The sequence below is a fragment of the Paenibacillus sp. OV219 genome, from assembly GCF_900110075.1.
Lineage (GTDB): Bacteria > Bacillota > Bacilli > Paenibacillales > Paenibacillaceae > Paenibacillus_Z.
In genome coordinates this window covers 605,771-619,700 of sequence record NZ_FOCJ01000002.1, presented here as the reverse complement: position 1 = coordinate 619,700, position 13,930 = coordinate 605,771, and the positions used below count along the sequence as shown (strand labels likewise).

Sequence of the window (13,930 nt, the reverse complement as noted above, 5' to 3'; positions counted from 1 at the left end):
TACATGCTACATTACACTATATATGGAACCTGAATGCTGTTCAATCTTACGTTTTAAAGTTAAATTTATCAGAACTGAATGCAAAAGTCCAAAAGGGAACGATGAAAGCTCGTGAAGTTGGTCTACGGTTCGTGGCTCATCGCTCAATAAACGATAGATAATCGCTTCATTTGCGCTCAGTTCGAGCTCCAGGTTGCCGGGTGATGATTCCGCTTGTCCGCTTGATAGTGATACCGCTTGATTATATATCGGCAGTCCGGAATATTCTTCAATAATATCCTCATATGACGAGACAAGCTTAGCACCTTGGCGAATCAAACCGTTCGTGCCCGCACTCTTTGGAGAAGAGATCGGTCCTGGTACAGCGAACACGTCACGCGACATTTCTAGCGCTTGATCGGCCGTTATGAGCGAGCCGCTGCGCTCTGCCGCCTCGACGACGACAGTACCGAGAGACAATGCAGCGATAATCCGATTCCGAAGCGGAAACAAGCCGGGATGAAACGGCGTTCCAATTGGCACCTCTGAAAGAATCAGCCCGTTCTTCGCAATTTCAGCATAAAGCTGGCGATTGTCAGCTGGATAGATTATATCGACAGGTGTGCCAAGAACAGCAATCGTGCTTCCAGAGCCCTGTAAAGCTCCCTCATGCGCTAAAGCATCAATCCCCCTTGCCATGCCACTCACAACTGTTAAACCTCGCTCAGAGAGCTTCCTAGCAAGCTCAGAAGCCGTTCTTCGTCCATAGGTCGTCGGTCCTCGCGACCCGACAATCGCAATTGACGGCCTCTTCAGCAGTGTATCCTTGCCAATCGCATATAAAACCCATGGTGGCTGGGGTGATTCCATTAACAATTCCGGGTAGCCTTCGTCCAGTCTCGTTATGACTTTAATACCAAGCTCCTTCATTCTTTCATCTCTTGCTTTTACATCAACGCTTGAAAACGCATTCGATAATGCACGCGCCTGATCAAGCTTTAACCCTGCCGACGTCACCCATGCCTCCGGCGTAAATCGCTCGAAAGCATGCCATTCACCGCACTCGGCAGCCTTTCTGATTGATTGCCAACCGACACCTGGTGTTTCGTGCATTGTGATTAACAGCTCTCTGCGCTTGCCAAATTCCATGTTCATATAGCGCCGCCTCCCGATTCGAAGGCTCGCATTCTTCTTTATTGTGCCTTCGCAGCAACCAGAATGCAAGCCGAATATGGTAAATAATGAAAAAAGCAACCTTCGAAAGCCCTTGGTGAGGGCAATTCGAAAGGTTGCTTACCTTTTCGTTATATGCAATTGGCATTGATCAGCTTAGTGTGTTTTGCACTTGTCGAGCATGCCGCGCTCTTCCAGAACACTCACAAGCGTGGAGCCCATTTCGGAAGGCGTTGGAGCTACACGGATACCGCATTTCTCCAGCGTTGAAATCTTCTCAGCTGCAGTACCTTTGCCGCCGGAGATGATTGCGCCAGCATGTCCCATACGTTTGCCTGGAGGCGCTGTTGCGCCGCCGATGAAGCCGACAACAGGCTTCTTCATGTTAGCTTTAACCCACTCAGCCGCTTCTTCTTCTGCGGAGCCGCCGATTTCACCGATCATGATAACCGCATAAGTGTCCGGATCTTCATTGAACATGTTCAGAATGTCAATGAACTCCGAACCTTTAACAGGGTCGCCTCCGATACCTACTGCAGAGGATTGACCAATGCCGCGAGTTGTCAGTTGGTGAACTGCCTCGTAGGTAAGCGTTCCGCTACGGGAAACGACGCCTACATGGCCTTTTGTATGGATATAGCCCGGCATGATGCCGATTTTGCACTCGCCTGGCGTAATAACACCTGGGCAGTTCGGTCCGATCAGGCGCGTTTTGCGGCCTTCCATGTACCGAGTCACTTTAATCATGTCGATTACAGGAATACCTTCTGTAATACAGATAACGAGATCCAGCTCAGCATCGACAGCTTCCAAGATGGAATCTGCAGCGAATGCTGGTGGTACGTAAATAACCGAAGCAGTGGCGCCAGTCTTAGCCACTGCATCAGCAACTGTATTGAATACAGGAAGGGATACTACTGTGCCGTTCTCAAGTGTAATGTCAACGTTCGTGCCGCCTTTGCCAGGTGTAACGCCGCCAACCATTTGAGTACCGTATTCCAAGGCGCCTTTCGCATGGAAAAGACCTGTTGCACCGGTAATACCTTGTGTAATGACTTTAGTATTCTTGTCTACCAAAATGCTCATCGAAACTCACATCCCCTAAATGAATTCATTTGCCGCGGAAAGTGCGACTTCAGATGCCTTACTTCACAAGCGCAACGATTTTTTGTGCACCGTCGGCCATCGAATCCGCAGCCACGATGTTTAGTCCGGATTCATTCAACATTTTCTTGCCGAGCTCTACGTTAGTGCCTTCCAGACGAACGACGAGCGGACGGTCAAGACCGAGCTCCTTCGCTGCTGAAATAACACCGTCTGCGATAATATCGCATTTCATAATGCCGCCGAAAATGTTAACGAAAATGCCTTTAACCTTCTCATCGGAGAGAATGATCTTGAACGCTTCCGTTACTTTTTCTTTCGTAGCACCGCCGCCTACGTCCAGGAAGTTCGCAGGGTCGCCGCCGTAGTACTTGATAATATCCATTGTCGCCATAGCAAGACCTGCTCCGTTAACCATGCAACCGATGTTGCCATCGAGCGCGATGTAGCTGAGGTCGAACTTGGACGCTTGAATTTCCTTCTCATCTTCTTCATCCAGGTCACGAAGTTCGAGAATGTCTTTGTGACGATACAGTGCGTTGGAATCGAAGTTCAGCTTGGCGTCAAGCGCCATTACGTTGCCGTCGCCAGTAACGACGAGCGGGTTGATCTCTGCAATCGAGCAATCCTTCTCAACGAAAGCAGCATACAAGGACAGCATGAATTTAGCCGCTTTGTTCACCAGCTCGTTAGGAATGTTGATGGAATAAGCAAGCTTGCGCGCTTGGAACACTTGAAGGCCAACCGCTGGATCGATTACTTCTTTGAAAATCTTCTCAGGCGTATGCTCAGCAACCTCTTCGATCTCTGTGCCGCCCTCTTCGGATGCCATCATAACGATGCGTCCTGTTACACGGTCAACAACGAGACCGATGTAGTATTCCTTCTTAATGTCGCAGCCTTGCTCGATCAAGAGACGCTTAACCTCTTTACCTTCTGGGCCTGTTTGGTGCGTGACGAGAACTTTACCTAGAATTTGGCTTGCGTAGTCGCGAACCTCATCCAAATTTTTGGCAACTTTAACGCCGCCCGCTTTACCGCGGCCACCCGCATGGATTTGCGCTTTAACAACGACGACCGGCGTACCGAGCGATTTCGCTGCTTCTACCGCTTCTTCAACGGAGAATGCTACTTTGCCTTCCGGCACCGCAACTCCGTATTGTTTTAGCAATTGTTTTCCTTGATACTCATGGATATTCATTTACGAAAATCCTCCTATCCGCAGTTAACTACTACGTATGTACACAAAACCATAAGTATTGTAACACGTTTCGTCATAGCTTTACTATTTTTTTAGCTCAAGATGCCATCTTTTTTGATATTAATTTCATCTCAATTCGATATGAAAAGCGATGAAAGTTAATATATGAAGATGAAAACATTGCTTTTGCATTGAAAAGCCTCATGACGGATGGCAGTTCACGATTAGTATTACCTAACTTTTACAAAATATTGACACCGAACATAGGTTCGTATTATTATGATTGCATATCATCATTCTTGATTGAGGAGCTGTTCTGAGTCATGCGCACGATTCCAATATTAATGGTTACTTTTGAATCCATGATTTCGTTCGCGGCTTCGTTGCGCGGTCTCTCAAACGGTGAGTGGACCTCTCCGCTCGAACCTGGCAAATGGTCGACACAGCAAGTGATCGCTCACATTATGTTGTGGGATCGTCATTTCCTACGCGAAGCGATAACTCCAATCGCCGCTGGCACACCACTAACATTCAAACATTCTAATTTCGATCAGTTTAATGAGAATGCTGCTACATATGCAAAGTCAATCAGCCATGAAGAACTTATCACTGCATGTATTGAAGTACGTAGTGAGCTAGTTGGAAAGTTAAAATCATTAAATGAGACGCATCATAATGAAGTTTATCGTGATGGAGACGGCAATCCGTTCACGGTATTGGCGTACTTAGAGGATTTTGTCGATCACGATACACACCACAAGGAACAAATCGAGCGATTTATTCAGCAATCCATTCAATCGGAATGAAATCGAGCATTGTTGACAGTATTTTCAATGATGGACTATCATACATGTGAAGCATGATATGACACGGACTAGTGAGGAAGCACCTTCATCCGATAACGACGGAGGTGTTTTTTGTTTTGTATACTCAAATTTGCAGCGGCAGCGTATATGGTGTGGAAGGCAGAATGATTGCCGTGGAAGTCGATATTTCAAATGGACTCCCACAAGTAAATGTCGTTGGCCTTCCCGATCCCGCCGTGCGAGAATCTGTCGAACGTGTACGTGCTGCGATCAAGAACTGTGGTTTCATGTTCCCAATGGAACGAATTACCGTTAACCTTGCTCCAGCTGACTTGCGCAAAGAAGGAACTGCCTTTGATCTCGCAATCGCAGTTGGCGTCTTAGTCGCGAGCGGACAACTGCGGGCCGAATTGTTCCGAGATATGATAATTCTCGGCGAACTCGCGCTGAACGGCGAGGTGCGCGCGATATCAGGTGTCCTTGCAATGGTGGAACAAGCTAAGCTTAGAGGCCACACGAAAGTGCTGCTTCCTCATATCAATGCTTCAGAAGCTTCCTGCATTGAAGGGCTCGAGCTGTTCGCTATCACTCATTTGCTAGAGCTGAAGGATGCCGATTCAGACAAAGAAGCTTGGCGATCGCTGCAATATCATGCCGTCCATTCTCGAGATGTTCAGAATAGCCTGCTAGTCGAGAGTATCCATCTACATGGTGATTTCGGGGATGTGCTTGGACAGCACCACGCGAAGCGGGCGCTTCTGATCGCAGCAGTTGGCATGCATAATTTGTTGCTGTCAGGTCCGCCTGGCACAGGTAAAACGATGCTCGCCAAGCGGCTTCCCGGCATTATGCCTCCACTCGCAGAAGAAGAGGCACTGCAAGTAACGAAGATATATAGCGCAGCCGGCAAGCTCCCTGGAGGCATCCCTTCGCTGATGAAGGAACGCCAATTCCGCAGTCCTCACCACACCATATCCACAGCAGGATTGATCGGTGGCGGCTCGATACCGCGGCCAGGTGAAGTGACACTTGCTCATCGCGGTGTCTTGTTTCTGGACGAGCTGCCTGAATTTTCACGAGCCGCACTCGAAGTGCTTCGTCAACCGCTCGAGGATCGTGAGGTGACTATAGCAAGAAGCCGGGCGGTATTTCGGTTCCCGGCACATTTTCTATTGGCAGCTTCTATGAATCCTTGCCCTTGTGGCTACTATGGCCATGATTCAGAGGATCAACGCTGCAGCTGCAGCGAGGCGTATCTCTTAAGGTACCGCGCCAAAATCTCCGGTCCACTCCTCGACCGAATAGATATGCATATTGAGGTCGCTCGACCGCCTGCGACAGCGGACTTGCATATCGGCATGACTTCTGCGCAGATGAAGCAGATTGTGCTGCAAGCTATCAAATACCGAAACGCTCGTACTGACGCTCTCGGAAGGCCACTTACCGATCTGGCTGGAGCTTCATTGCGAAGAGCTGTGCAGCTTACAAGAGAAGCGGATGAGCTGCTGCGCCTTGCTTTTGACTCACTAGGCGTAAGTTTACGAGCGCATGACCGAATATTAAAACTTGCGAGAACAATTGCAGACCTGGAGCAGAGTGAGCTAGTGGACAGTCCGCATGTTGCAGAAGCGATCGGTTACCGAGGATTGGATCGAAAGCTATATGCGCTTTAGAAATCAGAAAGAGATGCCTAGGTGGGCATCTCTTATTTGTTAAAAAGCAGCTTTGATATGTTTCAGTTCAGTAATTTGATAGGGAATAGGCTCGCTCGGTGTTGGAACAGCGGTTATCGCAATAACATCGAACCTGACCGGCTGACCGTGCAGCTTCTGAAGTGATATATAAACCTCAGCCGTTGCTCGTACTTGATACTGCTTCCGGAAATCTACTGATTCTGCTGCTGTACCGAATCTCCCACCTTGTCTGCGGGTCCGCACTTCGATAATGACGAATGTATCGGCGGTTTGAGCGATGATATCAAGCTCGCCTGAGCGACAGCGCCAATTCCGTGCTAAAACATAATAACCTTGTTCGTCTAGATAACGGGCAGCTTGTTCCTCCCCGAACTTGCCAATCGTTTGTCGTGAATCAGCCTTTTTTTCTTCATTAGACTGCCGTCTGCTCGTCATTTTTTGCCACCTGCCCTCTGATCGGAACGATAGACGAATGATAGGATCTCAGCAACCAATGCATATAGCTCAGGAGGGACCTCTTGATCCAGATCGAGTTTGGAGAGCACTTCGACAAGTGACTTGTCCTGCTGGACAGGAACGCCGTTCTCCGCTGCTTTCTCTAATATCGCTTCGGCGATCCTTCCTTGCCCTTTCGCAACGACAACAGGGGCATTCCGTTCACCTGGTTCATATTTAAGCGCAACTGCCTTCTTGTTCGGGAGAGGCTGCGATGTTGTATTGTTGTTCTCCCTCATACGCGGAAGTCCACTCCTTTATAGGGCTTCGCCGTCCATTCTTGTCCATTTGATTGGGTAGCCGCTGTCGCCCCATCTGCTGCATTCATTCGGGCTGCCATTCGATTGGGCATCGGAGTCGCTTTCAGTGTAAGCAACTGGTAGCCGCTCTTCTGCAGCGCTTCAGTCAATTCCGGCCGGGAGGACTCTGCCAACTCCCCGGTCATTGGATGATCGTTCCAAAGATTCACACTCACAATCTTATCGACAACCTGTACATCTACGACCGTATCGCCTAAAGTATTCATCCGAAGGTCAAAGAGCAGGCGGCAATTGTCAGCATCCAGCTCTCCTTTGCGGTCGCGGCGTGTTTGAATATGGACGGACGCTGTCTGGCTGCCGTCGGCCCCTTTCATCGGGATAAACATCGTTACATGGGAGAAAAGCGAGCCCGTCTTCTCCGGCGTAAGCAGCAGCTGCTGACCGGTAATATGGGAAACGAGCTGCTGAGCTGTATCTTTCAGCGCTTGCGGTACATCATCCGCGCTCGCTAAAGTCATCAGCGCGCTCTTCATTGTGTCGGAAGCAGCATGTTTGATGCCTTCGCCTTCCTGCGATTGCGCCAATCCAGGCGCAGAAAGCTGATTCGCTTGCAGCTGCTGCAGCGCGCGTTCGATGACCACGCTGTTTGCACCTACGCGAGCCGGTTCTTTGGCTGCGGCATCGGCATTGGTGTGAGGCTGCTGCGTCTCTTGTGCAGCCTCATTAGGTTGCACTGTTGACAGCTTCGGCGACGTCTGAAGCTGGTCATCTGTTGCGGAAGCCGCGAGCAGTCGTTCATGGTCGACGCCGAGCCATTTCATAAGCTGGCCGACCCAGTTCTGCGGGACGGCTGGCTGCGGGGTTGGCGTGCCGCCGCTGCTAGGAGCCGGGGCTCCGGCTGCAGCGGCATGGTTTGGCTGCTCCGGCGCTGCTGCGCCGGAGCTTGCCGGCGGCTGCGCGCCCGCCGGCTGCGCGGCTGCGCTGCGCGCAGCCATGGCGCCGGCCGCGGCCTGCGGCGCTGGCGCCGGCGCGGGCTGCGCCCCCGCGCCTGCGGCGGCTTCGCCGCCAGCGCGGGCGCTCGGCGCAGCCGAGCTCGCTCCCGCGCCCGCATCCGCGCTTCGCGCGGACGGTCCCGCAGCAGCTTCGCCTGCTGCTCGGGCCGTCGCCGGCTCCGCTGCGGCGCGGGCCCCTGGCGCTTCGCGCATAAGCGCTGCGCCTTCGGCAAGCAGCGCCTGCAGCTTCGCTGCTGCCGCTTGCCCTGCTGTCGGCGGCTGCGCAGCACCTCCCGCCGCTCCATCCTTAGCGGCGGCAGTGCCGCTGCTCCAAGCGGCAAGCCCCTTCTCCAGAGCTTCCAGCAGCACATGTGCTGGAGCGCCGGATTGCGTCTGTGCTAGAGCGCTAATCGTCGCGCTTGTCATCGGCAAACCTCGCTTCGCCGCGAGTGACGCCGCATTCATCCAAGTCTTTGGATCAGCACCTTGAGGAATCTCGGCAAGCGCTTGTTTGAACTGCCCTGCAGTCTCTCGAGTTAGCGGAACGCCGCTTTGTTTCAAATCATTCACCAGCTGCGCGGTCCATTTCTGCTCTGGCAAACCCGCTCCCTTGAGCCATTCTTTCATCGTCGCTTCGGGCATTGCGGCTGTCTGCTGATCTACCTGCTTCAGCACAAGCGTCCCATCCATCGACTGAGGCTGCACCTGCAGCAAAGTCGATTGCCCTGGCTGCAGCGGCGTCTCCAGCTTTGCCTGTACCTGGGTCCCGTTAATTTGAATGATCCCTTCCTGATCATCCAGCATCTTAACGAGCACCGCACGTACGATTTGGCCAACTTTCAACTCCAGCGCTTTTCCTTCCACAGGCTGCGAATCGCCGAGCAAGCCTTTCATCAACTGTCCAATTGATAACGTCATCCGAACGCATCCTTCCTGCACATGCCAATTACTATACGCGCACATAAATCTATATCTCTTTTATCGGTTTGCGGTAAGTGCATCTTAACCACAAAAACGAACAATTCAATCGCAACTCAGCACATTAATCCCCACTTTATCTTACTCCCGTGATTTACCACCCAAGCAGCCGGTCCACTGGGCCACTTTTAATCTTCTTCTGCAACCTTCCACTCAATTAGCATGTCTGCCAGACCACTTTAACTCTACCCCCAACTTTCCAACTATAATCGGCTCTTATCTTTATTCCTACTATTTTTATCCCCACATGTTTATCCAGCTATCTATATATTGCCATTCATCATTTTGCTATCTTTATCCCGTCTATCTTTTTCTTATTACCCGTCCAAAATAAAAAACCGCTGACTCCGATTATACCGGAACCAGCGGTCAAACACAGCAGCAACACGTCACTTTCAACTAAAACAACAGCTGCTGCTCTACTTCCTGCTCTGCAAACAGCTTCCGAAGGAAGCTCTGACGGTGCATCGGGCTTGGACCATGCTCAAGCAGCTTCTCACGATGCAGCTTCGTTGCATACCCTTTATGTATCGCAATACCGTATTCCGGGTACAGATCATTCCACTCGCCTTGGCAAAGACGGTCTCGAGTCACTTTCGCCATAATCGAAGCAGCCGCAATAGACTGGCTCCTTGCATCGCCTTTAATAATCGCTTCCTGCGGCAAATGGAGGTCTACCATCTCTGCATCGACGAGCAAATACTCCGCCTGTACCGACAGCATCTGGATCGCTTGCTTCATCGCCAGCCGTGCCGCTTGCTTAATATTGATCGTATCTACAACAGATGCATCAACTCGCGCGACAGCCCATGCTTCCGCATGCTCCATAATGACCTCATATAGCTCATCACGCTTCTTCTCGGTCAGCTTCTTTGAATCATCAATGCCTTCAAGTACAAGCCCTTCTGGCAAAATAACCGCCGCAGCAACCACGTCGCCGAACAAGCAACCCCGGCCAACTTCATCAACCCCGGCAATATAACGGAAGCCTTGTGCCCATAGCGGCTTTTCAAACTCCAGCATCCTCTGTCCCCCGCTTCCCCACTCGCGTTATCCCAGTCCCATGAAACGACAAACGGCTCCCTCATACAATCAAGGCAGCCGTCCATACAATTTCTACATCATATCTTCCGGTGATTCCAACGTAATCCGGCCCAGGTTGCCTGCCCGGAGCTCACGCAGAATGATGCCGGATGCTTTCTCCAAATCAACCCGACCGCCGCTCACGAGACAGCCGCGCTTACGCCCGATATCTTCCATGACACGCACAATTTCATCCGCATCATCGTAATCACTTGGCGGTTTCGTCAAACTGAAGCGTTCCGCCATTGTATCCCAATAACGCTTCGTCAGTTCTTTCACAGCGAAGAAGGCAACTTCTTCCACATTGATGACCTGTTCTTTAATTGCACCAGTCATTGCCAGCTTCATGCCGACGTGCTGATCCTCGAACTTCGGCCACAAAATACCCGGAGTATCGAGAAGTTCCATCTCTGTGCCGACTTTAATCCACTGTTGACCTTTCGTCACACCAGGACGGTCGCCTGTTGCCGCGATTGCGCGACCTGCGAGACGGTTAATGAGCGTCGATTTGCCGACGTTCGGTATGCCGACGATTAGACCGCGAACAGCACGTGGCGTGATGCCCTTGGACACTTGGCGTGCTATCTTCTCATGCAGCAGTTGTTTCACTCTTACCGGAATTTCATTCACTCTCGTGCCAGTCGAAGCATCTATTGCAAGACTTGTATGCCCCATATCTGCAAAATAAGCCATCCACTTGTCCGTTGTCCGGGCATCTGCCAAATCTGTCTTATTGAGCAAAATCAAGCGAGGCTTCCCTTTGAGAATGTCGTCCACCATCGGGTTTCGGCTAGAGAGTGGAACTCTCGCATCAAGCAGTTCAATTGCAATATCAATTAGCTTAAGCTTAGCCTCAATTTCCCTCCGGGCCCTTGTCATGTGGCCGGGAAACCATTGAATCGTCATCTTGTTAACTCACCTCATCCATGTTTCACGAAAGACATTTTCGCAGCAGGCCAGAAAATAATATCTGCTCTGCCGACGATTTCCTTGTCCGAAACAAAACCAATCATCCGACTGTCCTTACTGTTACGGCGGTTGTCACCGAACGCAAGCACTGTGCCTTCAGGCACAACATCCGTCGTAAAGTTCGCGTTCGGGAAGTTGCGGTCTGCACCTTCGTTATTAAAAATCTCACCGTTCGCTTTCGCATTAGCGATCGATTCTGCCAAGTAAGGCTCATCGACCTTCTTGCCGTTAATGTACAAATTGTCACCTTCGTACTTCACTTTATCGCCAGGTACGCCAACGACGCGTTTAATGAAATCCCGGCCTTCCTCAGGCACGTGGAACACGATCACTTCGCCGCGCTTCGGTTCTCTAATATCATAAATCACTTTATTAACAATTAACCGCTCACCGGTATAGAAGTTAGGCTCCATCGAAGGCCCGTCAACAATAAACGGAGCAAACAGGAAATAGCGAATGACAAGAACGAGTATCGCTGCAATGGCGAGTGCTTTGACCCATTCCATCACTTCCTTCTGCGTTCGGTTGCCTGAACGGCTGCTTGTAGCGACTGGCGTATCTGCACTCTCTTCAGCAGTTGCTACTACATCATTCTGCTTAGCTTCTTGTTCGTTTTCTTCCGTCCGGCGTTGTTGATCCACGCTATCCACCCTCTTCTATAATCGGAGTTTACATTTTAAACACATATGTAGAAAAACGAAAAGGGACTTGTTTGCGCAAGTCCCCCTCTTGACGTTCATTAACGAATTTCTTTAATTCTCGCAGCTTTACCGCGAAGTTCACGAAGATAGTACAGTTTCGCGCGGCGAACTTTACCACGACGAGCAACTTCAATCTTCTCGATCTTCGGCGAGTTCAGTGGGAAAGTTCTTTCCACACCAACACCGTACGAGATTTTACGCACTGTGAAAGTAGCGGAGATACCGCCGCCGCGACGTTTGATAACAACGCCTTCGAACAACTGTACACGCTCACGCGAACCCTCGATTACTTTAACATGCACTTTCAACGAATCGCCTGGGCGAAAGTTAGGCATATCTGTACGAAGATTTTCTTGCGCAATGATTTGTAAAAGATTCATTTATATTCACTCCTTCCACCATAGACGTTCATATAAGCTACCCGAATCCTTCAGAACAAACGAAACGGATCATGGCTTCATAGCGGACCGTCCGAGTTAACAAAGCAACATCTGATAATATAACATATTACCGCCTAGAACACAACAACACTTTTCTGAAAATCTATCGAAGTATGCTAGAGCATTAGCTTTATTCTGTGTTCGCACGTTCTTTGATGATTTCATTAAGCCACAGTCGTTCTTTCTTAGTCAGCTCAGCCGTTTCAAGCAACTCAGGACGGCGTTCTAGTGTGCGCAGAATGGACTGCTGACGCCGCCAAACCTCTACATTCGCATGATGTCCGGAGAGCAGCACATCAGGCACTTCCCAATCGCGGAACACCGCAGGACGCGTATAGTGAGGATGCTCAAGCAGCCCTGTGCTGAACGAATCGGTCACTGCTGAGTTCTCATTGCCCAGTGCGCCTGGAAGCAAACGAACGACACTGTCGATAATAACCATAGCCGGAAGCTCGCCGCCTGTTAGCACATAATCGCCAAGCGATATTTCATCGGTGACGAGATGCTGCCTAATACGCTCATCGTAGCCCTCATAGTGGCCACACACGAACACCAGATGGTCATGCTGCGACAGCTCCTCGGCTTTCTTTTGCGTGTAGGGCTCCCCTTGCGGGCAAAGCAGAATGACGCGAGGACGCTGTCCGCCTTCGGGCATAAGCTCCTCTACAGCAGCGAAGAGCGGCTCAGGCTTCAGCACCATGCCTCCACCGCCGCCGTATGGATAGTCATCAACCGTATTATGTTTATTATTCGCATAATCACGGAAGTTAACCGCGTTCAGGCTTACAATACCTTTATCTCGCGCTTTGCCGAGAATGCTCGCACCGAATACACCGTGGAACATCTCTGGGAACAGCGTTAATACATCAATACGCATAAGGCTAGATCAGCCCTTCCATCAGGTGTACTTGAACTATCTTGGAGGCAATATTGACATCGAGCACGACATCATCAATTACAGGAATGAGCACTTCCTTGCCCTTCTTCGGTTGTACGACCCACACATCGTTCGCACCAGGTGATAGAATCTCCGTAATGACGCCAAGCTCAGCACCTTCATCAGTTACAACCGTACAACCAATTACTTGGTGATGGTAGTACTCACCTTCTTCAAGCGGCACAAGGTCTTCCTTGGACACCTTCAGCTCCCAGCCTTTGTACTTCTCAACATCATTAATGTCGTCCCAGCCTTTAAACTTCACGACGTACATATTCTTGTGCAGCCTAGCGCTTACCACTTCCACTTCGAATTTCCGCTTCGATTCCGGCTCAAGCAACGTCAACACCGAGTTTGGGGCGAAACGCTCCTCAGGAAAATCCGTTTGCAACACAATTTTCACTTCGCCGCGGATGCCGTGCGTATTCACTAATTTACCGACCGATAACCACTGTTCCATTATTGTCTCCTGCCTTATTCGTTATTAACATCAAAAAGAGCTAGGATACATTCGTATCCTAGTCATTATTAACATCGAAAAAGGGCTAGGATACGTACGTATCCTAACCCTGTCTCGATGTACGATCGCTATGAAATAATATCGACCATGACGCGCTTATGCGATTTGACGGCAGCCGATGTGACAACCGTCCGCAGCGCTTTGGCAATTCGTCCCTGCTTGCCGATGACTTTCCCGACATCGTCAGGGTTCACCGACAGCAGATAGACGGTGCCGCGATCGTCTTCTTTCACGTCGACACGCACGTCCTCCGGGTAATCCACTAAAGCCTTCGCTATGACAAGAATCAAATCTTTCATCACAATAGGCCCCCCGCATCGAGTAGTTATTTTTGAAGCTTCGCTTCGTGAAGCTTAGTCATAACGCCTGCTTTGGAAAGCAAGTTACGAACTGTGTCAGAAGCTTGAGCTCCGTCTTGAAGCCATTTAAGAGCTTTCTCTTCATCGATGTTCACTTGTGCCGGTTGAGCAACCGGGTTATAAGTGCCGATTTCCTCAATGAAGCGACCGTCACGCGGGGAACGGGAATCCGATACTACCACACGGTAGAAAGGCGCTTTATGTGCACCGATACGTTTCAAACGAATACGTACTGCCAT

16 protein-coding genes are annotated in these 13,930 nt (G+C 50.3%); 2 read left to right on the top strand and 14 right to left on the bottom strand.

All coding sequences use genetic code 11. The features are described 5' to 3' along the window. Positions 1-6: 6 nt before the first annotated feature. The 3 genes from dprA to sucC all read right to left on the bottom strand — a co-directional run bounded on the left by dprA (position 7) and on the right by sucC (position 3,457). Complete coding sequence (gene dprA / locus BMY11_RS08870; RefSeq protein ID WP_090574107.1) at positions 7-1,134, bottom strand: DNA-processing protein DprA; 1,128 nt, start codon at positions 1,132-1,134, stop codon at positions 7-9. 174 nt (positions 1,135-1,308) lie between these two features. Next, entirely contained in the window at positions 1,309-2,238 is a 930-nt protein-coding gene (gene sucD / locus BMY11_RS08865; RefSeq protein WP_090574106.1) for a succinate--CoA ligase subunit alpha, read from the bottom strand. A gap of 58 nt (positions 2,239-2,296) precedes the next feature. Beyond that, positions 2,297-3,457 carry an ADP-forming succinate--CoA ligase subunit beta gene (gene sucC, locus BMY11_RS08860; RefSeq protein ID WP_090574105.1) on the bottom strand — a complete coding sequence of 387 codons (1,161 nt, stop codon included), beginning with the start codon at positions 3,455-3,457 and terminating at the stop codon, positions 2,297-2,299. A 323-nt stretch (positions 3,458-3,780) separates the two neighbouring features. Between sucC and BMY11_RS08855 the strand changes: the two genes are divergently transcribed. Both BMY11_RS08855 and BMY11_RS08850 read left to right on the top strand, forming a co-directional pair. Further along, positions 3,781-4,263, top strand: a complete 483-nt coding sequence (locus BMY11_RS08855) for a DinB family protein (RefSeq protein ID WP_090574104.1) — start codon at positions 3,781-3,783, stop codon at positions 4,261-4,263. 116 nt (positions 4,264-4,379) lie between these two features. Continuing rightward, positions 4,380-5,936, top strand: a complete 1,557-nt coding sequence (locus BMY11_RS08850; protein WP_090574103.1) for a YifB family Mg chelatase-like AAA ATPase — start codon at positions 4,380-4,382, stop codon at positions 5,934-5,936. A 39-nt stretch (positions 5,937-5,975) separates the two neighbouring features. On the opposite strand, the gene BMY11_RS08845 is transcribed toward BMY11_RS08850, so the two are convergent. From BMY11_RS08845 to rpsP, 11 genes are all read right to left on the bottom strand, one after another. Next, positions 5,976-6,392: a YraN family protein gene (locus BMY11_RS08845; protein WP_090574102.1), complete on the bottom strand. Its 417-nt coding sequence runs from the start codon at positions 6,390-6,392 to the stop codon at positions 5,976-5,978. Next, positions 6,389-6,691 carry an EscU/YscU/HrcU family type III secretion system export apparatus switch protein gene (locus BMY11_RS08840; RefSeq protein ID WP_090574101.1) on the bottom strand — a complete coding sequence of 101 codons (303 nt, stop codon included), beginning with the start codon at positions 6,689-6,691 and terminating at the stop codon, positions 6,389-6,391. Before BMY11_RS08840 ends, BMY11_RS08845 begins: the two co-directional genes overlap by 4 nt. Beyond that, positions 6,688-8,622, bottom strand: coding sequence for a flagellar hook-length control protein FliK (locus BMY11_RS08835; RefSeq protein ID WP_090574100.1), 1,935 nt, complete (start codon positions 8,620-8,622; stop codon positions 6,688-6,690). Before BMY11_RS08835 ends, BMY11_RS08840 begins: the two co-directional genes overlap by 4 nt. 459 nt (positions 8,623-9,081) lie before the next feature. Further along, complete coding sequence (locus tag BMY11_RS08830) at positions 9,082-9,705, bottom strand: ribonuclease HII (protein WP_090574099.1); 624 nt, start codon at positions 9,703-9,705, stop codon at positions 9,082-9,084. A gap of 93 nt (positions 9,706-9,798) precedes the next feature. Then, positions 9,799-10,671: a ribosome biogenesis GTPase YlqF gene (gene ylqF, locus BMY11_RS08825; RefSeq protein ID WP_090574098.1), complete on the bottom strand. Its 873-nt coding sequence runs from the start codon at positions 10,669-10,671 to the stop codon at positions 9,799-9,801. Positions 10,672-10,685: 14 nt separating this feature from the next. Further along, positions 10,686-11,375, bottom strand: a complete 690-nt coding sequence (lepB, locus tag BMY11_RS08820) for a signal peptidase I (RefSeq protein ID WP_305728891.1) — start codon at positions 11,373-11,375, stop codon at positions 10,686-10,688. Positions 11,376-11,473: 98 nt separating this feature from the next. Then, a complete protein-coding gene (gene rplS / locus BMY11_RS08815; RefSeq protein WP_090574097.1) occupies positions 11,474-11,815 on the bottom strand; it encodes a 50S ribosomal protein L19 in 342 nt (113 codons plus the stop codon). Between the two features lie 190 nt (positions 11,816-12,005). After that, on the bottom strand, positions 12,006-12,752 hold the full coding sequence (trmD, locus tag BMY11_RS08810) for a tRNA (guanosine(37)-N1)-methyltransferase TrmD (RefSeq protein ID WP_090574096.1): 747 nt from the start codon (positions 12,750-12,752) through the stop codon (positions 12,006-12,008). Positions 12,753-12,756: 4 nt separating this feature from the next. Next, on the bottom strand, positions 12,757-13,272 hold the full coding sequence (rimM, locus tag BMY11_RS08805; RefSeq protein ID WP_177182563.1) for a ribosome maturation factor RimM: 516 nt from the start codon (positions 13,270-13,272) through the stop codon (positions 12,757-12,759). 128 nt (positions 13,273-13,400) lie between these two features. Then, positions 13,401-13,631: a KH domain-containing protein gene (locus tag BMY11_RS08800; RefSeq protein ID WP_090574094.1), complete on the bottom strand. Its 231-nt coding sequence runs from the start codon at positions 13,629-13,631 to the stop codon at positions 13,401-13,403. Between the two features lie 26 nt (positions 13,632-13,657). Continuing rightward, complete coding sequence (gene rpsP, locus BMY11_RS08795; RefSeq protein ID WP_090574093.1) at positions 13,658-13,930, bottom strand: 30S ribosomal protein S16; 273 nt, start codon at positions 13,928-13,930, stop codon at positions 13,658-13,660.